The 21,404-nt window shown below is 70.8% G+C and carries 19 protein-coding genes; 15 read left to right on the top strand and 4 right to left on the bottom strand.

The features are described 5' to 3' along the window. Positions 1-35 precede the first annotated feature (35 nt). The 6 genes from glgX (at position 36) to ACX80U_RS01235 (ending at position 9,605) form a co-directional block, all read left to right on the top strand. Entirely contained in the window at positions 36-2,222 is a 2,187-nt protein-coding gene (glgX, locus tag ACX80U_RS01260; protein WP_133082449.1) for a glycogen debranching protein GlgX, read from the top strand. 47 nt (positions 2,223-2,269) lie between these two features. Continuing rightward, positions 2,270-4,585 (top strand): malto-oligosyltrehalose synthase, encoded by a 2,316-nt coding sequence (gene treY / locus ACX80U_RS01255; RefSeq protein ID WP_208739002.1) that lies wholly within the window; start codon positions 2,270-2,272, stop codon positions 4,583-4,585. Continuing rightward, entirely contained in the window at positions 4,582-6,336 is a 1,755-nt protein-coding gene (gene treZ / locus ACX80U_RS01250) for a malto-oligosyltrehalose trehalohydrolase (protein WP_459267149.1), read from the top strand. Before treY ends, treZ begins: the two co-directional genes overlap by 4 nt. A gap of 156 nt (positions 6,337-6,492) precedes the next feature. Continuing rightward, positions 6,493-7,743 (top strand): GGDEF domain-containing protein, encoded by a 1,251-nt coding sequence (locus ACX80U_RS01245; RefSeq protein WP_459267148.1) that lies wholly within the window; start codon positions 6,493-6,495, stop codon positions 7,741-7,743. A gap of 9 nt (positions 7,744-7,752) precedes the next feature. Beyond that, positions 7,753-8,799, top strand: a complete 1,047-nt coding sequence (gene mgrA, locus ACX80U_RS01240) for an L-glyceraldehyde 3-phosphate reductase (RefSeq protein ID WP_133082453.1) — start codon at positions 7,753-7,755, stop codon at positions 8,797-8,799. A 392-nt stretch (positions 8,800-9,191) separates the two neighbouring features. Continuing rightward, positions 9,192-9,605 carry an aldolase/citrate lyase family protein gene (locus ACX80U_RS01235; protein WP_208738999.1) on the top strand — a complete coding sequence of 138 codons (414 nt, stop codon included), beginning with the start codon at positions 9,192-9,194 and terminating at the stop codon, positions 9,603-9,605. A gap of 80 nt (positions 9,606-9,685) precedes the next feature. Here the strand turns inward: ACX80U_RS01235 and ACX80U_RS01230 are convergent, their stop codons facing one another. Next, a complete protein-coding gene (locus ACX80U_RS01230; protein ID WP_244185834.1) occupies positions 9,686-11,056 on the bottom strand; it encodes a 6-phospho-beta-glucosidase in 1,371 nt (456 codons plus the stop codon). Positions 11,057-11,177: 121 nt separating this feature from the next. Between ACX80U_RS01230 and ACX80U_RS01225 the strand changes: the two genes are divergently transcribed. Beyond that, positions 11,178-12,308 carry a carbohydrate kinase family protein gene (locus ACX80U_RS01225; RefSeq protein ID WP_208738997.1) on the top strand — a complete coding sequence of 377 codons (1,131 nt, stop codon included), beginning with the start codon at positions 11,178-11,180 and terminating at the stop codon, positions 12,306-12,308. 55 nt (positions 12,309-12,363) lie between these two features. On the opposite strand, the gene ACX80U_RS01220 is transcribed toward ACX80U_RS01225, so the two are convergent. Then, complete coding sequence (locus tag ACX80U_RS01220) at positions 12,364-12,942, bottom strand: GIY-YIG nuclease family protein (RefSeq protein WP_459267147.1); 579 nt, start codon at positions 12,940-12,942, stop codon at positions 12,364-12,366. Positions 12,943-13,073: 131 nt separating this feature from the next. Here ACX80U_RS01220 and alr point away from each other — a divergent pair, with 131 nt between their 5' ends. From alr to ACX80U_RS01180, 8 genes are all read left to right on the top strand, one after another. Beyond that, the gene (gene alr / locus ACX80U_RS01215) at positions 13,074-14,240 is read left to right on the top strand and encodes an alanine racemase (RefSeq protein WP_208739946.1); all 1,167 of its coding nucleotides are present in this window, start codon (positions 13,074-13,076) and stop codon (positions 14,238-14,240) included. Continuing rightward, positions 14,224-14,772 (top strand): tRNA (adenosine(37)-N6)-threonylcarbamoyltransferase complex ATPase subunit type 1 TsaE, encoded by a 549-nt coding sequence (tsaE, locus tag ACX80U_RS01210; RefSeq protein ID WP_208739945.1) that lies wholly within the window; start codon positions 14,224-14,226, stop codon positions 14,770-14,772. The genes alr and tsaE overlap by 17 nt, the downstream gene beginning before the upstream one ends. 9 nt (positions 14,773-14,781) lie before the next feature. Next, on the top strand, positions 14,782-15,462 hold the full coding sequence (gene tsaB / locus ACX80U_RS01205; RefSeq protein WP_208739944.1) for a tRNA (adenosine(37)-N6)-threonylcarbamoyltransferase complex dimerization subunit type 1 TsaB: 681 nt from the start codon (positions 14,782-14,784) through the stop codon (positions 15,460-15,462). 8 nt (positions 15,463-15,470) lie between these two features. Next, positions 15,471-15,926: a ribosomal protein S18-alanine N-acetyltransferase gene (rimI, locus tag ACX80U_RS01200; protein ID WP_208739943.1), complete on the top strand. Its 456-nt coding sequence runs from the start codon at positions 15,471-15,473 to the stop codon at positions 15,924-15,926. Next, positions 15,923-17,008 (top strand): tRNA (adenosine(37)-N6)-threonylcarbamoyltransferase complex transferase subunit TsaD, encoded by a 1,086-nt coding sequence (gene tsaD / locus ACX80U_RS01195; protein WP_133082462.1) that lies wholly within the window; start codon positions 15,923-15,925, stop codon positions 17,006-17,008. The genes rimI and tsaD overlap by 4 nt, the downstream gene beginning before the upstream one ends. 113 nt (positions 17,009-17,121) lie before the next feature. Then, entirely contained in the window at positions 17,122-18,360 is a 1,239-nt protein-coding gene (locus tag ACX80U_RS01190; RefSeq protein WP_459267146.1) for an MFS transporter, read from the top strand. 114 nt (positions 18,361-18,474) lie between these two features. Next, positions 18,475-18,792: an ArsR/SmtB family transcription factor gene (locus ACX80U_RS01185; protein WP_459267145.1), complete on the top strand. Its 318-nt coding sequence runs from the start codon at positions 18,475-18,477 to the stop codon at positions 18,790-18,792. Positions 18,793-18,802: 10 nt separating this feature from the next. Further along, positions 18,803-19,300 (top strand): MarR family winged helix-turn-helix transcriptional regulator, encoded by a 498-nt coding sequence (locus ACX80U_RS01180; RefSeq protein ID WP_459267144.1) that lies wholly within the window; start codon positions 18,803-18,805, stop codon positions 19,298-19,300. On the opposite strand, the gene ACX80U_RS01175 is transcribed toward ACX80U_RS01180, so the two are convergent. Together ACX80U_RS01175 and ACX80U_RS01170 are read right to left on the bottom strand one after the other, a co-directional pair. Beyond that, positions 19,288-20,316 (bottom strand): NADP-dependent oxidoreductase, encoded by a 1,029-nt coding sequence (locus tag ACX80U_RS01175; protein WP_459267143.1) that lies wholly within the window; start codon positions 20,314-20,316, stop codon positions 19,288-19,290. The two genes, ACX80U_RS01180 and ACX80U_RS01175, sit on opposite strands and share 13 nt — an antisense overlap. Before the next feature lie 155 nt (positions 20,317-20,471). Further along, positions 20,472-21,293 carry an SRPBCC family protein gene (locus ACX80U_RS01170; protein ID WP_459267142.1) on the bottom strand — a complete coding sequence of 274 codons (822 nt, stop codon included), beginning with the start codon at positions 21,291-21,293 and terminating at the stop codon, positions 20,472-20,474. Between the last annotated feature and the right edge of the window lie 111 nt (positions 21,294-21,404).

Here is a 21,404-nt window from a genome sequence, read left to right as displayed (position 1 = left end):
GAGGCGCCCACGGCAGAAGACATCAAGGAGAACTCATGGAACTATGGCCCGGCGACGCGTATCCCCTCGGCGCGACCTATGACGGCACGGGAACGAACTTCGCGCTGTACAGCGAGGTGGCGGACCTGGTGGTCCTCTGTCTCTTCGACGACGACGGCACGGAAACCCGCATCGAGCTCAAGGAGGTGGACGGCTACGTCTGGCACGGCTACCTCCCCCAGGTGACTCCCGGACAGAAGTACGGCTACCGGGTCCACGGCCCCAACAACCCGGCCGAGGGTCACCGCTGCAACCCGAACAAACTCCTCCTGGACCCCTACGCCAAGGCGATCGCCGGCGACCTCGACTGGGACCAGGCCCTGTTCGGCTACAACTTCGGTGACGAGCACTCCGTCAACGACGAGGACTCCGCGGCGCACATGATGCTCGGCGTCGTCGTGAACCCGTTCTTCAACTGGGACGGCGACCGCATGCCGCGCACGCCGTACCACCAGTCCGTCATCTACGAGGCCCACGTCAAGGGACTCACGCAGCTGCACCCGGATGTCCCGGAGGAGCAGCGCGGCACCTACGCGGGCATCGCGCACCCCTCCGTGATCGCGCACCTGCAGAAGCTCGGGGTCACGGCGATCGAGCTGATGCCCGTGCACCAGTTCGTCAACGACAGCACGCTGCAGGAGAAGGGCCTCTCGAACTACTGGGGCTACAACACCATCGGCTTCTTCGCCCCGCACAACAAGTACACCTCCACCGGTGACCAGGGCGAGCAGGTCCAGGAGTTCAAGGCCATGGTGCGCGAACTCCACCTCGCCGGTATCGAGGTCATCCTCGACGTGGTCTACAACCACACGGCCGAGGGCAACCATATGGGTCCCACGATCTCGATGCGCGGCATCGACAACGCGTCCTACTACCGCCTGGTCGAGGACGACAAGCAGTACTACATGGACACCACCGGCACGGGCAACTCACTCAATGTCGGCAACCCGCACTCCCTGCAGCTGCTCATGGACTCGCTGCGCTACTGGGTCACGGAGATGCACGTCGACGGCTTCCGCTTCGACCTCGCCTCGGCCCTCGCCCGCGAGTTCTACGAGGTGGACCGCCTCTCGGCCTTCTTCGAACTCGTGCAGCAGGATCCGATCGTCTCGCAGGTCAAGCTCATCGCCGAGCCCTGGGACGTCGGTCCCGGCGGCTACCAGGTGGGCAACTTCCCGCCGCAGTGGACGGAGTGGAACGGCAAGTACCGCGACACGGTCCGCGACTTCTGGCGCGGAGAGCCCTCGAGCATCGGCGAGTTCGCCTCGCGCCTCACCGGTTCGGCGGATCTCTACGAGCACTCGATGCGCCGCCCCGTCGCGTCCATCAACTTCGTCACGGCCCATGACGGCTTCACGCTGCGCGACCTCGTGTCCTACAACGAGAAGCACAACGAGGCCAACGGCGAGGACAACAACGACGGCGAGTCGCACAACCGTTCCTGGAACGGCGGCGTCGAGGGACCGACGGACGATCCCGAGGTGCTCGCCATCCGCGTGCGGCAGCAGCGCAACTTCATCGCGACCCTCCTGCTCTCGCAGGGCGTCCCGATGCTGCTCCACGGCGACGAACTGGGCCGGACGCAGGAGGGCAACAACAACACCTACTGCCAGGACTCCGAACTGAGCTGGGTGCACTGGGACAAGATGGACCAGCCGTTGCTCGAATTCACCGCGGCCGTCAACCGCCTGCGGTCCGAGCACCCCACGTTCCGCCGTCGCCGGTTCTTCGACGGGCGCCCCGTGCGCCGCGGCGAGGGCGAGGCGCTGCCGGACATCGTGTGGCTCGACACGTCCGGCGAGCTGATGGCGCCCGAGGACTGGAACAGCGGCTTCGGCCGCTCGATCGGGGTCTTCCTCAACGGCCAGGGCATCCAGGGCCGTGACGCGCGCGGACAGCGGATCGTCGACGCCAACTTCCTGCTGTACTTCAACGCCCATGACGAGGCCGTGGACTTCACGATCCCCTCCGACGAGTACGGGACCTCCTGGGACGAAGTGATCGACACCGCCGGCAAGTACGCGGACAGCGAGGCCATCCCGGCCGGCGCCACGATCTCGATCGAGGCGAAGTCCATGGTGGTCCTGCGGGCGCACACGGAGGTCGAGGACGCTGACCATTCCGTCGCGGCGTCCCTGGCGATCCTCGCCAACGAGGTCACCGCCAAGACCGGCACCCCCTAGCACCACCCCGACAGGTACACCCACCCCCGTCCCAGGAGGACTTCCACGTGTTGACACCGAAATCGACCTACCGGCTGCAGATCCGGAGCGGGTTCGACCTGCATCGGGCCGCGGCCCTGGTGCCGTACCTGCACGACCTCGGGGTGGACTGGGTGTACCTGTCGCCGATCCTCACGGCGGAGAAGGGATCGGGCCACGGCTACGACGTGACCGATCCCACCGCCGTCGACCCCGACCGGGGCGGTCCCGGCGGCCTTGCGGCACTCAGCGAGGCCGCCCGGGCCGCGGGGATGGGCGTGCTCGTCGACATCGTCCCCAACCACATGGGCATCGAGACGCCCGCCGACAACGCCTGGTGGTGGCAGCTGCTGAAGGAGGGACCCTCCTCCCGCATGGCGGAGGCGTTCGACGTCGACTGGGACGCCAACCACGGACGGATCCGGGTACCGGTGCTCGGCGACGGCGACGGCGAGCTGGACCAGCTCACCGTCGTCGACGGCGAACTGCACTACTACGACAACCGGTACCCGATCGCCGAAGGGACAGCGCATCCGGGTGACACCGGAGCCGAGGTCCACGAGCGCCAGCACTACGAGCTCGTGAACTGGCGCCGCGCCGACAGCGAGCTGAACTACCGGCGCTTCTTCGGCGTGAACACGCTCGCGGGCCTGCGCGTCGAGGTGCCGTGGGTGTTCGAGGAGAGCCACAGCGAGGTGAAGCGGTGGTTCGACGAGGGCCTCGTGGACGGCCTGCGCATCGACCACCCGGACGGACTCGCGGATCCCAAGGGCTACCTGGACGATCTCCGTACCCTGACCGGCGGCGCGTACGTGCTCGTGGAGAAGATCCTCGAGCCCGGGGAGAAGATGCCGGAGGACTGGGCCACGGAGGGAACCACCGGCTACGACGCCCTCGCCGACATCGACCGGCTCTTCACGGACCCGGCGGGCGAGCACGCCCTCACGGCGTCCGTGCCCGTGGATCCGTTCCACGAGATGATCCACGGCACCAAGCGCGGCATCGCCGACGGCATCCTCCGCTCCGAGGTGCTGCGGCTCACGCGGCTCGTCCCGGCGGACGCGGGCCTCGATCCGGAGGCCGCGGCGGACGCGATCGCCGAACTGCTGACCTGCTTCCCGGTCTACCGCAGCTACCTCCCGGGTGGCTCGGAGTACCTCGCCGAGGCGGTGCGGGACGCGCAGGTGCGCCGGCCGGACCTCGCGGACACCATCACCGCGCTCCACCCGCTGCTCGATCCGTTCCTCGACGGCGGTCCAGGGAAGCTGACGGAACTGGCCCGCCGCTTCCAGCAGACCTCCGGCATGGTCATGGCGAAGGGCGTCGAGGACACCGCGTTCTACCGGTACTCGCGGCTCGTCTCCCTCAACGAGGTCGGCGCGGATCCGGCCATCTTCTCGCTCGACCCGCTGGAACTCCACCGACGGCTGCTCGAACGGGAGACGGACAGCCCGCTGGCCATGACCACCCTCAGCACGCACGACACCAAGCGCAGCGAGGACACCCGCTCCCGGATCTCCGTCCTGTCCGAGCTGCCCGAGGTCTGGACCGACGTGCTGTCGGGGCTCGAGGACCTCGCGCCCATCGGCGACCCGACGTTCGCGCCGCTGCTCTGGCAGTCCCTGATCGGGGCATGGCCGCTGAGCCGCGAGCGCGCCCACGCCTACGCCGAGAAGGCCTCGCGCGAGGCCGACCTGAGTACGCACTGGACGGCGCCGAACGAGGAGTTCGAGCGCGGCATGCATGCCGCCGTCGACGCGGCGTTCGACGACGCCTCGGTCAACGCCGTCATCGAGGGCCTCGTCGCGCGGATCCAGCAGGCGGGCTGGTCGAACTCGATCGGCCTGAAGCTGCTCCAACTGACCATGCCGGGGGTGCCCGACGTCTACCAGGGCACGGAGTTCTGGGACACCTCGCTCGTGGATCCCGACAACCGCCGGGAGGTGGACTACGACGCGCGCCGTCAGGTGCTCACCGACCTCGCCTTCGGCGCCCTGCCCCAGGTCGGTGCCGACGCCGCAGCGAAGCTGCTCGTGGTGACCCGCGCCCTGAAGCTCCGCCGGGACCGTTCCGAGCTGTTCACCGGCTACACCGCCATCCCGTCCTCCGGTGAGGCCGCGGACCACGTCTTCGGCTTCGACCGCGGGGGTGCCGTCACCCTGATCACGCGACTGCCCTACGGACTCGAGCAGCGCGGCGGGTGGGGGGACACCACGCTGGACCTCCCGTCCGGCACCTACACGTGCGCGCTCACCGGCGCCACCGTTGCGGGCGGCACCGTCCGCGCGGCCGATCTCTTCACCACCTTCCCCGCAGCGCTACTGGTCCAGGAGGACGCATCATGAGATCACCGTTCGACGTCTGGGCGCCCCGCGCCGAGTCCCTCACGCTCGTGGCCGACGGCACCGAGTACCCGATGACCCGTGGCGAGGGCGACTGGTGGCATCCGTCGGACGCCCCGCCGTCGTCGTCCGACGTCTCCTACGGGTACCTCGTCGACGGCTCCGACACCCCCGTCCCCGACCCGCGCTCGCGCCGCCAGCCCGAGGGCGTCCACCAGCTCTCCCGCACCTTCGACCCGGGCGCCCACGACTGGCAGGACGAGTCGTGGCAGTCGCCGGGCCTCAACGGCGGCGTCATCTACGAGATGCACCTCGGCACCTTCACCCCCGAAGGGACGCTCGACGCGGCGATCGGCAAGCTGGACCACCTCGTGGACCTCGGCGTGCAGTACGTGGAGCTCCTGCCCGTCAACGCCTTCAACGGGACCCACAACTGGGGCTACGACGGGGTCCTCTGGTACGCGGTCCAGGAGACCTACGGCGGTCCGGCCGCCTACCAGCGCTTCGTGGACGCCGCGCACCGGAAGGGCCTCGGCGTCATCCAGGACGTCGTCCACAACCACCTCGGCCCGAGCGGGAACTACCTCGGGCTCTTCGGCCCCTACCTCACGGAGGGCCTCTCCAACACGTGGGGCGACGCACTGAACCTCGACGGACCGCAGTCGGACGAGGTCCGCGAGTACGTGGTCGAGAACCTGCTCATGTGGTTCCGGGACTACCATGTGGACGGCCTCCGCCTCGACGCCGTGCACGCCCTGCACGACGAGCGCGCCGTGCACATCCTCGAGGAGTTCAGCACGCGCACCGACGAGTGCGCGGCGGAACTCGGCAAGCCGCTGTTCCTCATCGCGGAATCGGACCTCAACAACCCGCGCCTCATCCAGGGCCGCGACGTCGGCGGGTACGGACTGGCCGGCCAGTGGAGCGACGACTTCCACCACGCGGTGCACGTCAACCTCACGGGGGAGACCGAGGGGTACTACCTCGACTTCGACTCGGTCGGGGCACTCGCGAAGGTCCTCGAGAAGGGGTTCTTCCACAACGGGACCTACTCGTCGTTCCGCGAACGCCACCACGGCCGGGAGATCGACCCGTCCCGCGTCTCGCCGCTCCAGCTGGTCGTCGCGACCCAGAACCACGACCAGATCGGCAACAGGGCGGCCGGAGACCGCATCAGCGCCTCCCTGAACCCGGCACAGCTCGCGCAGGCCGCCGTGCTCAACATCCTCGGTCCGTTCACCCCGATGCTCTTCATGGGCGAGGAGTACGGGGCGTCCACGCCCTGGCCCTTCTTCACCTCCCACCCCGAACCGGAACTCGGCAGGGCCACGGCCGAGGGGCGGCTCAAGGAGTTCGAGCGCATGGGCTGGCGCCCTGAGGACGTGCCCAACCCCCAGGATCCCGCGACGTTCGCCTCCGCGAAGCTTCAGTGGGCCGAGGCGGAGCAGGGTCACCACGCCGAACTGCTCGCCACCTATCGTGAGCTCATCCGCCTGCGCCGTTCGCGCCCCGAACTGCGCGATCCCGACTTCGGCAGCATCTCGGTGGAGTTCGACGAGGACAGCCGCTGGATCGTCCTGCACCGCGGCAGCACCGCCGTCGTGCTGAACCTGGCCGACACGATGGCGACCGTCCCGGTGCGCGGGGCCGACGCCGAGGTCCTGCTGTCCACGGTCGACGGCGTCGGGCTGCTGGCCGACACCGTGCAGCTGCCGCCCCATGCAGCGCTCGTCCTCAGCCTCGCCGCAGCGTAGCCCGCGGACTCTGCAAGGGTTACGACAGGAGGGGCGCCCGGCGGGACGAACGGTCGGTGGACTCCGGCATACTGGGCGGGAGATCTTCCCCGAGGGGAGGCGGATCCCGCCCACGTGGGTGCGGGGATCCGGAAGGCACGAGGCGGCAGGAACACCATGACCCTGGACATCACGACACTGCGGGTGGCTTTCGGGGCCATCGCCATCACCCTCTTCGTGCTGTTCTACACCGTCGCCTTCCGCCAGACCCGGTCCGCCTACAGCGCATGGTGGTGCGCCGCCATCGCCTTCTTCTTCATCGGATCCTCCGGCTACCTGCTCGACGGTACCGGGCACCAGGTGTGGGCCAACCCGCTGTCCAACACGCTGCTGGTCCTGGGGACGGTCAGTGTATGGGCGGGCGCCCGGACCCTGCGGACCAGCAAACCGGCCTGGCTCCAGCTGTCGGCGGCACCGCTCCTGACGCTGCTCGCCTCGGCGGTCGACAACCCCGCCACCAATACGTGGTCCGGTGGTCCGGTGTTCCTCGGCATGATGTCGCTGACCATCGGACTCGCCTCGTGGGAGCTGTGGCGGCTGCCCAGCAGCTACAGCAGGGTGCAGGCTCCGCTGGCGGTCGCCTCCGGCTTCCTGGCGCTCCTCTACCTGGGCCGGTGCATCGCCTTCGTGGCCGGCGGCCAGGACGGGTACGCCTTCACCACCTACTTCGGCTCGGGCATCACCACCCTGATCACCATGCTGCTGCTCGTCGTCGTGTCCTTCAGCGCAGCGGCGCTGAGTGCCGAGCAGATCGCCACGGACCTGCGCACGCGTGCCGACCGGGACGCGCTGACGGGGCTGCTCAACCGCTCGGGGTTCCTCGACCTCGCATCCGTGCAGACGGATCGGCTCGCCCGGACGGACCGGCCCGGGACGCTGATCCTCGCTGACCTCGACTTCTTCAAGAGCGTCAACGACACCCACGGCCATGCCGCGGGGGACACCGTCCTCAGGGCCTTCGCCGCGGCCTGCGCCGAGACGGTCCGCTCCACCGATCTCGTGGGCCGGTACGGGGGCGAGGAGTTCATCTTCCTGCTGCCCGGAGCCTCGGTGTCCAGGAGCGAGGACATCACGCGGGACGTGAGCATGGCCCTGCGGGGACACTCGACGCCGGGCGGGTTCGAGATGCCGACCGTGAGCTACGGCGTCGCCGCCGTCGAAGCGGCGGACTACGATCTCGACGCGGCGATCGCCGCGGCCGACCAGGCGCTCTACGCCGCCAAGGCCAGCGGGCGGAACAAATCGGTGCGCGCCATCCGCCCGGCGGGGAAGGGGCCGGGCTCATCGGCCGAGCCGCCTCCGGGTCCGCTCCGGGTCCCGTTGGCCCCCACCGTGCCTCCCCGGGGGAAGCAGCGTCCGCTCGCCTAGGATGAGGGGATGACCTACCACCCCGCTGATGACCGTTATGAGAAGATGCCGTACCGCCGAGTGGGACGGAGCGGACTGCAGCTTCCCGCCGTCTCCCTGGGCCTGTGGCACAACTTCGGTGATGACAAGCCCTTCGACACGCAGCGGGCCATCCTCCGCCGGGCGTTCGACCTCGGCGTGACCCACTTCGACCTCGCCAACAACTACGGCCCGCCCTACGGCAGCGCGGAGACGAACTTCGGCCGCCACCTGAAGGACGACTTCCGTCCGTTCCGCGACGAACTCGTGATCTCCAGCAAGGCCGGGTACGACATGTGGCCGGGCCCGTACGGCAACTTCGGCTCCCGGAAGTACCTGCTGGCGAGCCTCGACCAGTCCCTCGAGCGCATGGGGCTGGACTACGTGGACATCTTCTACAGCCACCGCCCCGACCCCGAGACGCCGCTCGAGGAGACGATGGGCGCGCTGGACACCGCGGTGCGCTCCGGACGGGCGCTCTACGCCGGGATCTCGTCCTACTCGCCCGAGCGGACCCTGCAGGCCGCCGCGATCCTGGCGGATCTCGGCACGCCGCTGCTGATCCACCAGCCCTCGTACTCGATGCTGAACCGGTGGGTGGAGAACGGGGAACCGAACCTGCCGGAGGCACTCGAGGCCACGGGCGCCGGATCGATCGCCTTCTCGCCGCTGGCGCAGGGCCTGCTGACGAGCCGCTACCTCGACGGGGTGCCCGCCGACTCGCGCGCCGCCGCCCAGAAGTCGCTCTCCGAGGACCACCTGTCGGAGGACAACCTCCGCCGGGTGCGGGGGCTGAACGCGATCGCCGAGGGCCGCGGCCAGAGCCTCGCCCAGATGGCCATCGCCTGGATCCTGCGTCCGCAGGTCAAGGGTTCACCCATCACGTCGGCGCTCATCGGCGCCTCCAGTGTCCGCCAGCTGGAGGACAGCCTGGCAGCCGTGCAGAACCTCGACTTCACCTCGGAGGAGCTGCACGCGATCGACGAGTTCGCCGTCGATTCGGACATCAACCTCTGGGCACGGGCACTGGACGCCTGACCCGGTCATCGGGCCGGCGGGCGGAAGCGGGGCGCCCGCCGGCCGGGGACGCACGCGCTTCGGGGACGCCCCGGCGCGTCCCCGAAGCGCGGGTCCGCGTGCCACCCCGGCGCCGTCGAGCCCGGTCGAGGGTGACAATGGGGGATGACTGACGGAATGCCTGGCCGCGACCCGGTGCTCGGCGTGTGGGCCACCCTCGGCGAGCCCCGACTCGCGAACGCACTGGCGGCGGCCGGCCTCGGCTGGGTGGGCCTCGACGCGCAGCACGGTCATTTCGACGATCGTGGGCTGCGGGACACCCTCGGTCGGCGGTCGGCGGGCGACGCCCCGATGCTCGTGCGGGTCGCAGCCAGTGACGCCGCGCTCATCGGCCGGGCGCGGACGGCGTCGTCGTGCCCCTCGTGGACACCGTGGCCGACGCCGAAGCGGCTGTGGCCGCCAGCCACTACCCTCCCCTCGGGGCCAGGAGCTGGGGGCCGCTCCACGGCGCCCGGCCGGTCCACCAGCCGGGCTCCGACGGCGGACGGCACGCCGTCCCGCTGTGTTCGGTGATGATCGAGACCGCCCGCGCCCTGGAGGCGGTGGAGGGGATCGCCGCGGTCCCCGGGGTGGACATGATCTTCGTCGGTCCGTTCGATCTGTCGCTCGCCCTCGGGCTGGAGGTCGACGACCTCCTCGCGTCCACGGGGGAGCGCGCTCCGCTGGAGAGGATCATCGGCGCCTGCAGGGTCGCGGGGATCCGGGCGGGTGCCTACGCGGGCACGCCCGAACGCGCGGCGATCCTCGGCGCGGCGGGCTTCTCCTGAATCGCGGCCACGACGGACACCGGCCTGCTGCTCCTGGGAGCGGACGAGGTGCGGCGCCGCATGCACGCCGACGGTCGGCATCAGCCGGACCAGGACGCTCCCAGCGCGGGGAACGCCTCCTCGTAGCCTGCAAGGACCCTCCCGGCGGAATGGAACGAGTCGACCAGCGGATGGCCCGCGAGTGCACGAAGGGCCGAGTCGCGGTCCCCGTGCACCGCGGCCCGGACGGTGTCCTGCTCCACGGCCTTGACGCCCGCCATGAGGCCGAGCTGGTGCAGCGTCAGCGGCGCGGCGGCCAGTGGACGGGCGCCCGAGCCGTCGACGACGGACGGGACCTCCACGACGGCGTCCGGAGGCAGCCCGGGGAAGGTCGACGCGTTGCGGACGTTCAGGATGAGCTCCGCGCGGCGGTCCGTGAGCAGGGCGCGCATGACCTCGAGGGCCACGCGCTCGTACCCGCCGCCGGCGAGGTCCGCCTCGTCGCGCTGTTCGTCCTCGCCGCGCGCCTCGGCGAGGTAGCCGGACTCCCGTTCCCGCCGGGCGTCCTCCCACACGGCGAGTGGTTCCGCCGCGGCGAGCAGGCGCGGGTACAGGTCCTGCTGCTGGTCGCGGAGGATCTCCCCCCGCGTCCTGTCAGCACTCCGGATGGACCGCAGGGCCTCCCGGTGGAAGTAGTAGTAGAACAGGTACTCGTTGGGCAGGGCACCGAGGGTCCTCAGGAGGTCCGGGCCGAACAGGCGTCCCTCCTCGAAGCCGGCGAGCCGCGCGGGATCGGCCAGGAGTGCGGGAAGGCGGTCGGTCCCGTCCGCGGCCAGGCCGCGGAGCCAGCCGAGATGGTTCAGGCCGACGTAGTCGACGCCCGCGAGCGAGCCGTGCAGGTCCACGCCGGCCGCCCGGGCGGCCCGCGTCACGAGGCCCGACGCCGAATCGCAGATCCCGACGACCCGCGAGCCCAGGACTGCCGAGACCGCCTCGGTGACCATCCCCGCGGGGTTCGTGAAGTTGATCAGCCAGGCGTCGGGGGCATGGTCGCGCATCAGGGTGGCGACACGCATCATGTCCGGGATGGACCGCAGGGCGTAGGAGATCCCGCCTGCTCCGACGGTCTCCTGTCCCAGCAGGCCGGCGGCCAGGGCCACGCGCTCGTCGAGGATGCGGCCCTCCGCTCCGCCGCTCCGCACCGCGGCGAACACGATGTCCGCCCCTGGCAGCGCGTCCTCGAGACGGGACTCCACGCGCACCGACGGCGCCGGGCGGCCGGCGGGCTTCGGCAGCGCACCGAGCACCCGGGCGACGGCGTGCGCGCGCTCCGGTAGCGCGTCGAGCAGGACGACGTCGGACACGAGCCCGGCGAACGGTCCCTCGAGAAGTGCGCGGTAGACCAGCGGCACCCGGAAGCCGCCGCCGCCCACGATGACCAGGCGTGCGCCGGTTCCGTCAGTACTGGGCAAGGCTCGACCCGCTTCCGTGGTGGGTGGTCCGCTGCGGTGCGTGCCCGGCGGCGGTGCCGTGCACGGTGTTCGATGGCGCCTGCCGCCCCGCGACCGGCGCCGTGGAAGTATTCTGCCGTACATGGCCCATCAGCACCGCTTCGATCCGCTGGCGGCCACACGCGCGCCGGACAGTCCCGAGTTCGATCTCCTGCTCGCCGGGCAGGTGTTCTTCGACATCATCTTCACCGGGCTCGACCAGCTGCCCTCACCGGGCACGGAGGTCTGGACCGACGGCATGGGATCCGGGCCCGGGGGCATCGCGAACCAGGCCATCGCCGCGAGCAGGCTCGGGCTCCACACCACGCTCGCCGCGGCCTTCGGCGACGACGGCTACGGCCAGTTCAACTGGGACGTGCTGCAGGACCAGGAACACGTGGACCTGTCGAGGTCGCGCGTCTTCGGGCAGTGGCACTCGCCGGTGACCGTGTCCCTCTCCGTGCACCAGGACCGTTCCATGGTGACGCACGGTCACCCCGCACCACTGCGTGCATCGGAGCTGATCGGGACGCCGCCGTCGTGCCGCGCCGCCATCGTGGGCGTCGAGCCCGAGGTGGAGCAGTGGGCGCGGGCGGCCGCGGCCCAGGGGACGAAGCTGTTCGGCGACGTCGGCTGGGATCCCGCGGGGGAGTGGGCGGCGGAGACGCTCGAGTCGCTCGAGCACTTCTACGCGTTCATGCCGAACGCGGTCGAGGCGATGGCGTACACGCGCACGGACGACCCCTGGACCGCCCTGTACTCGCTGGCGGACCGCGTGCCGGTCGCCGTCGTCACGGTGGGCCAGCAGGGCGCCATCGCCATCGACTCGGTCACGGGTGAGGAGGAGTGGGTGCCGGCACTGCCGGTGTCGGCCTACGATCCGACCGGTGCGGGCGATTGCTTCGGAGCGGCCTTCGTGATGGCCGACCTCGCGGGCTTCTCCCTCGCGGACCGCCTCAGCTTCGCCAATCTCTGCGCGTCGCTGTCGGTGCAGCACGTGGGAGGATCCCTGGCCGCGCCGGGGTGGGGCGATATCGCGGACTGGTGGCACCGCGTCAGCGAAGGGCGCGACGGAATACGGAAGCAGTGGTTGCGCCGGTACGCCTTCCTCGAGGACCTGGTGTCCGACGTCCCGTCCGAGGCGTTGCGCCGGGCGACGGCGACGATCGCGCGGCACTCCGACGCGTCGCCGCCGACACGGCCGCCCGAGCCCTGCTCGGACGGGATCGGCTGAGCCGCCCGCACGGGACGAGGCGGACGGCAGGGTCGGGACGATCGCCGGCGGGGCGTCACCCTCGGAGGGCGGCTGCCTCGCCGAGCCAGCGGGCGTACCGCGCCCAGGGATCAGTGACGCCGGCGGCGAGCCGGCCGACGTGCTCCTCGATCTCCGGAGCGCCCGCGAACCACTCGGACCGGCCGAGGCGCCAGGCAGCGAACTGCTCGTGCCGTCGGTGCTCCACCAGGCGGTCGCCGCGCTCGAAGGCGAGGACCTCGTCGTGCCAGATCCGGGCCAGCCGCTGCCGCGGGTTCGCCGTTGTGCCGATCTTGATACGGTCCCGGTACCGGATGTAGTAGACGACGTCGACGCGCGGCGGCGGCAGCCCGTCATCGAGGGCGTCGCCGACCCGCCACTCGCAGGCGGCGCACGCCCACCCCGACGCGTACCGCACGCCGAGCCGCGAGCCGCAGGCCGCGCAGGCGCCCGGCAGCAGGTCCGTGGTGCCGTACTCGGCGCCGACCCACTCCGCGACCAGCGCCGCATGCGTCGGGCAGACGGGGAACGGTCCGTCGCCCGCGGCACGACCGCAGGAGCCTCCGTCACCGTCGGGGAGCACGCAGCCGCGGGTGCCTGACGGGGGTTCGACCATGCCTTCGATCCTTCCTCCCGCCGTGCCCGGCTGCAACCCGGATGCCGCCGGTCGGGCTCCGAACCTGCTGGAGGATGGCGGCAGGAGGTTCCGACGGCGGCGGCTCCCACCGAGCTGGCAGAATGGGGTGAGTGACTTCCACCGAGCGCGTTGCAGAGATCGACCTCGATGCCCTGCGGCACAACATCCGGCACCTGCGCGACGTCGCCCACCCCGCACGGGTCATGGCCGTCGTGAAGGCGAACGCCTACGGCCACGGTGCGGTGCCGGTGGCGCGCGCCGCGCTCGAGGCCGGTGCCGCATGGCTCGGTGTAGCCCACATCAGCGAGGGCGTCGCACTGCGCAGGGCCGGCATCGAGGCGCCGATCCTGACCTGGCTGCACACCGCAGGGACCGACTTCACCGCAGGCGTCGAACACGGGCTCGACCTCGGGATCTCGGGCTGGGAGCTCGAGCGGGTGGTCGCCGCGGCGCGTGAACTCGAGCGCCCCGCCATCGTGCACCTGAAGATCGACACGGGCCTGGGCCGCAACGGATGTCCGCCGGAGAAGTGGGACGCCCTGCTCAGCAGGGCGGTGGCACACCAGGAGGAAGGGCTGATCCGCGTTGTCGGGATCTTCTCCCACCTCGCCGTGGCGGACGAGCCCGCCCGACCGGAGACGGACCTGCAGGTCCAGGCGTTCCGGGAGGCCGTCGCCGCCGCGGAGAACGCGGGGATCGATGTGGAGGTGCGGCACCTGGCGAACACACCGGCGACGTTCTCCCGGCCCGACTGCCACTTCGACCTGGTGCGCGTGGGCCTCGGCATCTACGGGCTCTCGCCCTTCTCCGACCAGGACTCCGCAGACCTCGGACTGCGGCCCGTCATGACCTTCAGCACCACCGTCTCGAACTGCAAGGAAGTGCCCGCCGGGCAGGGCGTGTCCTACGGCTACGCCTACCGCACGCAGAAACCCACCACGCTCGGGCTGATCCCCGTCGGTTACGGGGACGGTGTTCCACGCATCGCCACCGGCGCCCCGGTGCTCGTCGGCGGCCGGATGTACCCGGTGGTCGGCCGGATCGCGATGGACCAGCTCGTCATCGACTTCGGCACCACGGGCATCGCCGACGCACCGGACGGTCCGCTGGGCAAGCGCGCCGTGCTGTTCGGCGGAGCCGGTTCCCCGGCCGTCGAGGACTGGGCCGCTGCCGCACAGACCATCAACTACGAGGTGGTGACCCGGATCAGCGACCGCGTGGAGCGGATCTACCTGGACCCGGGGAAGGGGAGCGCGGGCGATGACGCCGACGCCTGACTGGACGGCGTCCTACGACGTCGGCTCGGCCACCGAACTGCAGGCACTCGCCGCGGCCCTCGCGCCGCAGCTCCGACCGGGTGACCTGCTGGTCCTCTCGGGTGAGCTCGGCGCCGGCAAGACGACCTTCACGCAGGGGCTCGGGCGGGGCCTCGCGGTCGAGGACCGCATCATCTCGCCGACCTTCGTGCTCGTCCGCCAGCACTCCTCGAGGGGCGACGGCCCGGGCCTCATCCACGTGGACGCGTACCGGCTCGAGAGTGCGGCGGCGGTCGACGACCTGGACCTCGAGGCCACCATGGCCGCCAACGTCACGGTCATCGAGTGGGGGGCCGGCCGCGTGGAGCACCTGAGCGACAGCTGGCTCCGGGTGGACATCGCACGGCCGCTCGGCGGAACCGGGCCCACGGCAGCAGACGGGGAATGGGTCACCGTGTTCGACGACGACGGCGTGGACGAGGTGCGCACCGTCACCCTCACCGGCGTGGGGCCACGGTGGACCGGACAGCAGCCCGGACTCCCGCTCGACTAGGCTGGACCGGTGCTTCTCCTCGCCATCGACACCTCCGCCGCGGCCACGGTCGCGCTCCTGCGGGACGACGTCGTCGTCGGCCGGTTCGGCAGCTCCGACACCCGGTCGCACGCCGAGGTCCTCGCTCCCGCGGTGCAGCGCATCCTCGACGATGCCGGCGTCGCGGGCACGGAACTCGACGCCGTCGTCGCGGGCGTGGGGCCGGGCCCGTTCACCGGGCTGCGGGCGGGGCTCGTCACGGCCCGCACGCTCGGCTTCGTCTGGGACGTACCCCTCCACGGCGTCATGAGCCTCGACGCCCTGGCCCTCGACGCCGCAGCGGGCGGAGTCCTCCCGGCCGGGAGGAGATTCCTCGTCGGGACGGACGCGCGGCGCGGCGAGGTCTACTGGGCCGAGTACGGCATGCCGACGGACGGCGGGAGCCTGCCCGAACTCCTCGACGGCCCCCACGTCGGTGCCGCCGCCGACCTGCCCGAGGGGCTGCCGCTCGTGGGCCGGGCAGCGGGGCTCTACCCGGACGACGTCGACGGCGTCCCGGCCTTCGCGTCGTCCGACCCGGACGCGGCCGCGCTCGGTCGCGTGGCCCGCCTGCGCCTCCTCGCCGGACAGGACCTCCGGGACACCTCTCCGCTCTATCTGCGGGAGTCCGACGCACGGGTGCCCGGGCCGCGGAAGCGGGCGACGGCGTGAGGTACACAATGCGGGACCTGACGTTCGAGGACATCGAGACGATCGGCGGGCTGGAGGAAGAGCTCTTCCCGGCCGACGCCTGGCCCATCGAGATGTTCTACTCCGAGTTCTTCCAACCGGACACACGGCGCTACATCGTGGCGGAGGTGGACGGCGAGGCCGTGGGATACGCGGGCCTCATGGTCCTCGCCACGACGGCCGACATCCAGACCATCGGCGTGCTGCCCCGCTTCGAGGGCCAGGGCATCGGCCGGGCCCTGCTCACCGAGCTGCTCGACGAAGCCCGGCGGCGGGGCGCCGACAACGTGATGCTCGAGGTGCGGGCGGACAACCCGCGTGCGCAGCAGCTGTACACGCGCTTCGGTTTCGCGCGGATCCACACGCGGAAGAGGTACTACCGCGACGGCGTCGACGCCTGGGTCATGAGGCTCGCACTGGCCACCGAGGACGGGGAGACACCGTGACGACCGCAGAACCGCTGATCCTCGGCATCGAGTCGTCCTGCGACGAGACCGGTGTCGGGATCGTCCGCGGCACCCGCCTCCTGACCAACACCGTGTCCTCCTCCATGGACGAGCACGTGCGCTTCGGCGGCGTCATCCCCGAGATCGCCTCGCGGGCGCACCTCGAGGCCTTCGTGCCGACACTGCGGTCCGCGCTCGACGACGCCGGCGTCACCCTCGACGAGCTCGATGCCATCGCGGTCACGGCCGGCCCGGGACTCTCGGGCGCGCTGATGGTGGGTGTGTCCGCAGCGAAGGCGCTCGCCGTCGCGACCGGCAAGCCGCTCTACGCGATCAACCACCTGGTGGCGCACGTCGGCGTCGGCATGCTCGGCGGCACCTTCGCCGACGGGCTGCCGCCGAACCTCGGAGCGCTGCTCGTGTCCGGTGGCCACACGGAGATCCTCCGCGTGGGACACATCGCGAACGACGTCGAGCTGCTGGGCTCGACCATCGACGACGCCGCTGGCGAGGCGTACGACAAGACCGCGCGCATCCTGGGCCTCGGGTATCCGGGCGGACCCGCCATCGACCGGCTGGCGGCGGAGGGCGACCCGAAAGCCATCCGCTTCCCCCGCGGGCTCTCGCAACCCAAGTACATGGGAACGGCCGAGGAACCCGGCCCGCACCGCTACGACTGGTCCTTCAGCGGGCTCAAGACGGCGGTCGCCCGCGCCGTGGAGCAGTACGAGGCAGCAGGGCTGGACGTCCCCGTCGCCGACATCGCCGCGTCCTTCCAGGAGGCCGTGGTGGACATCATCACCTCGAAGGCCGTCCTCGCGTGCCGGGAGCACGGCATCACGAACCTCCTGCTGGGCGGTGGAGTCGCAGCGAACCGGCGGCTCCGGGACCTGACGCGGGAGCGGTGCACGGCTGCGGGCATCACGCTCACCGTCCCGGCGCCGTCGCTCTGCACCGACAACGGTGCGATGGTCGCGGCCCTCGGTGCGCAGATCGTGATGGCCGGCGGGGCGCCGAGCGGGATCGCCTTCGGGACCGATCCCTCGCTCCCCGTCACGAGTATCGTCCTCCCCGGAGCCTGAGGGCGGCAGGTCCGGCCCGCGACCGGTCGGAACACCGGACGACAAAGAGTCATCGTGTGCGTATGTCTGCACGTATAGTGGAGTCTCCGTCCCCGACGAAACGGCCTCTCATCATGCTCTCCGTCCTGCGTTCCACCTCATACCGGAATCTGTTCACCGCCCAGGTGGTGGCGCTCCTCGGCACCGGGCTGCTCACCGTGGCGCTCGGACTGCTGGCCTTCGACCTGGCCGGAGAACGGGCGGGCGCAGTGCTCGGCACGGCCCTCACCATCAAGATGATTGCGTACGTCGTCGTGGCTCCCGTCATGGCCGCGGTGGTCGAACGCCTGCCCCGCAAGGTGGTCCTCGTCGCCGCGGACGGGGTGCGTGCCATGGTCGCCCTCAGCCTTCCCTTCCTCGACCAGATCTGGCAGGTCTACGTCCTGGTCTTTCTCCTCCAGTCGGCCTCTGCGACCTTCACGCCGGCGTTCCAGGCCCTGATCCCGCTGGTCCTGCCGGCCGAGAAGGACTACACCAGGGCGCTCTCGCTGTCGCGGCTCGCGTACGACGTCGAATCCCTCGTCAGCCCGCTGCTCGCTGCGGCACTGCTGTCCGTGCTCTCGTACTCGGACCTGTTCCTCGGGACGATGCTCGGGTTCCTGGCCTCCGCGCTCATGGTCCTCGTCACGCGCCTGCCGGCGATCCCGGCGGTCGCCGGTCAGGGCTCGCTGCTGCACCGCACCACGCTGGGCACGCGGATCTTCCTGCGGGAGCCGAGCCTGCGCGGCCTGCTGGCGCTGAACCTCGTCGTCGCCGCGGCCACGGCCCTGGTCCTGGTGAACACCGTGGTGTACGCACGGGACCTGTTCGCGGGCACCAACACCGACGTCGCCCTGGCCCTGGCCGTCTACGGGGCGGGCTCCATGCTCGTGGCGTTCGCGGCCCCTCGGGTCCTCGAGGGCATCTCCGACCGTACGTTCATGCTGATCGGCGCGGCCATCCTGCCCGCCGGTGTCCTGGCTGCCGCGGTCGTGGCGGGCTCCGGCTCGCCGTGGTGGGTCTTCCTGGCGCTCTGGGCGGTCCTGGGCGTCGGGACCTCCATGATCAGCACGCCCTCCTCGAGGCTGCTGCGGCGTGTCGCCACCGATGCCACGAGGGGATCTCTCTTCACGGCGCAGTTCTCGCTCAGCCACGCCTGCTTCATGCTGACCTATCCGATCGCGGGCTGGATCGGCGCAGCGGCGGGACAGCCGGCGGCCGCTCTCTGCCTCGCCGTGCTGGCCGCCGGCGGGACCGTCGCCGCCCTGGTGTCGTGGCCCGCTGCCGCGACCTCGCCTGTAGCGGCAGGTCCCGAAGCGCGCGCCGCCCGGTAGCGTAGGGGGCACGGCGGACATCGACGAGGGGAGGCCGGCATCAGCGACAGCACAGCGGCACGGCCGGACCACAGGCATGGCAACGACGGCGGTGCTCCCAGCCTCGTCCATCCGGTGGCACCGGACTCGCAGCGGCTCGAGGCGGGCGCCGGCACCTTCCGCATGCTGGCGGACCCGACGCGGTTCCATCTCCTCTGGCTGCTCACGCAGGGACCGGCCGACGTCGGCACCCTGGTCGCGGCGACCGGTGCGAACCGCACCGCGGTCAGCCAGCACCTCGCCAAACTTCGGCTCTCCGGCCTCGTGGCCACGCGCAGGGAGGCCCGGAACGTGGTCTACAGCATCATCGACGGGCACCTCACCCGGCTCATCCTCGAGGGGATGAACCACGCCGACCACCGCGTCACCGGGGAGCCGGTGCACGAGGAGTGACGACCGCGGGATGAACAGGCCGACAGAGCCATCGGCGGGGAACCAGGCGGGTTCCCCGATCGTGCGGGACTATCCGCTGAGTGCCGCGATCCTGGCGATCGGACATGGGCAGCGGTCGCTGGCCGCCTCCCTCCTGGGGGAACTGGGGCTCTTCCCCGGGCAGGAGCTGCTGCTCATGCAGTTGTGGGATCAGGACGGCCTGTCGCAGAAGTCCCTCGGCGCCCCGCAGCGGCTCGATCATTCCACCGTGGCGAAGTCGGTCCGGCGGCTCGAGGCCGCGGGCCTCATCACGCGGAGCCGGTCGACGACGGACGGGCGGGTGACGCTCGTGTTCCTCACCGACGCCGGACGTGCCCTGCGCGGGCCGGTCACGGAGGCATGGTCCCGCCTTCAGGGGACCGTTGCGGCCGGGCTGACCGACGAGGAACAGGACGAGTTCACCCGGCTCGCCCGGAAGATCCTCGACGGGATGGACCGGGCGGGCCGGGAGGCGCCTCAGACGCCCTGAACCACGATCTTCCCGCGCAGGTGGCCGGTCTCGTTCAGGCGATGCGCCCCGGCGAGGTCGTCGAAGGGGAACAGGCCGGCTATCGGCGTCGCGATCTTCCCCTGCGCGGCGAGCTCGAGCACATCGGCGAAACCGTCCGCCGTCAGGGTCGTCGGATGACCGGCGGCGACCGCCACACCGAGGGCCGGAGCGGTGAAGTCCGAGATGGTGATGATGCGCTCCGTGCCGCCCATCAGGTCGATCGCGACGGGGATGAATCCCTGCCCTGCGACGTCGAAGACCGCATCCACGCCCTGCTCCGCCACGGCACGGATCCGCTCGCCCACGCCGTCGCCGTAGCCGACCGGGATGGCACCGAGGGTGCGGAGGTACTCGTGGTTCGCCTCGCCCGCCGTCCCGATCACGGTGACGCCCGCCGCGACGAGCAGTTGGACCGCCATGCTTCCCACGCCGCCCGCCGCGCCGTTCACGACCACGGTCTCGCCCCTGGTGATCCGCAGCGGAGCGAGTGCGCGCCGGGTGGTCTCGGCACCCGTGGGGATGGTGACGGCATGCTCGAAGCTGAGACCGTCGGGCACCCGGGCGACGGTGTCGGCCCGGCTCAGCGCGTATTCGGCATAGGAGCCGGTCGCCGCGAATCCTGCGACGCGGTCCCCGACGGCGATCCCCTGCACGCCGTCGCCCACGGCGTCGACGACGCCGGCGAGTTCGTTCCCGAGGATGGCGGGGAAGGTCGTCGGCATCACCTCGGCCATCCACCCCTTCCGGATCTTGGTCTCGAGGGGGTTGATGCCGATGGCGCGGACGCGGATGCGGACCTGGCCTGTTCCCGGGACGGGGAGGGGGGCATCCCTCGGTACGAAACCGTCCTCCGTGCCGAAGCCGTCGAGGACGAGGGCCCTCATGGTGGCTTCTGCCCGGCCCTGCCGGCCTGCCGGGTCGGCGGGAAGGAGGTCCGCGTCGGTCGTGGTGTTCGTGGTGTTCGGAATGTTCGTGGTGGGGGTCGGGGTGTCCATGGTGCTCTCCTGGATGGGGGTGGGTTGGTGAAGGACACAACTACGTTGCCAACCACGTAATTCCCCGGTTCCCACCTCGGGCTCCAGAAGGTCGCCCGGGAACAGGGCAGGGGCCGGACTCCCGAAGGAATCCGGCCCCTGCGTGGGTCCTGGGACTACAGAGTGCCTCGACGATCCCTCGGGTCGCCGTCGGCCAGTGTGTCATCCCGGAGGCCCTGGCTCTCGGAGGGGACTCCGGTGCCCGGGACGCCGTCCGCTGCGGGGACGGGGTCGACGTCGATGACGTCCACGTCGTCGACCACCGGGGTGGTCTCGGGGACGACGGGCGCGGCGTCGAAGACGGGGACCGTCTCCACGACGGTCTCCTCCTCGTCTTCCTTGCCCTTGCTCGCTGCCGCTGCGGCCACGCCGGCCACGGCAGCTGCCGCGGCTACCCCGACTCCCGCCGCGACCTTGCCGGATACGCCGGCCTTTCCGCTGTCACCGCGTGACTGCTCGGCGTCATCGACCGTGGGGGTCCCGGGCTGCCCGGCGACCGTCCCACGCCAGGCGCCGGTGGCGTAGCTCTCCGACTCGATGAATTCCTTGAACCTGTGCAGGTCGGCCTTGGCCTGGTTCTCCACGACGTTGAGCTTGTCGCCCACCTTCTCGACGAGGCCCTCGGGCTCGTACTCGAGTGTGAGGTTCACACGCGTGGTGCCGCCGAGGTCCTCGAAGGAGACAGTGCCGGCATTGGTGGCACCTTCCGTGGCAGCCCAGGAGACCTTACGGTCGGGCACCTGCTCGAGGACCCTCGCCTCCCACTGCCGGCGGATGCCACCGATCTCCGCGACCCACTCGAGACGGTCGTCGCTGAGCTGGGTGATCTGCTTGATGCCGCCCATGAAGTGCGGGAACTCCTCGAACTGCGTCCACTGGTTGTACACGGTCGTCACTGGAAGATTCACTACAACGGTTTCTTCGACCTTCGTGCTCATCATGCCTCCCTTGTCTGGGGTGGGTACGGTCACTGACCAAATCATCAGCATGCTTAGCATATGGTGTGGTCGGGACTATTGCCAGTACCGGTCGTGCGGCGGTGCGTGCCT

It is taken from the genome of Arthrobacter sp. TmT3-37 (assembly GCF_054510835.1).
This window is presented reverse-complemented; position numbering and strand designations above follow the sequence as displayed.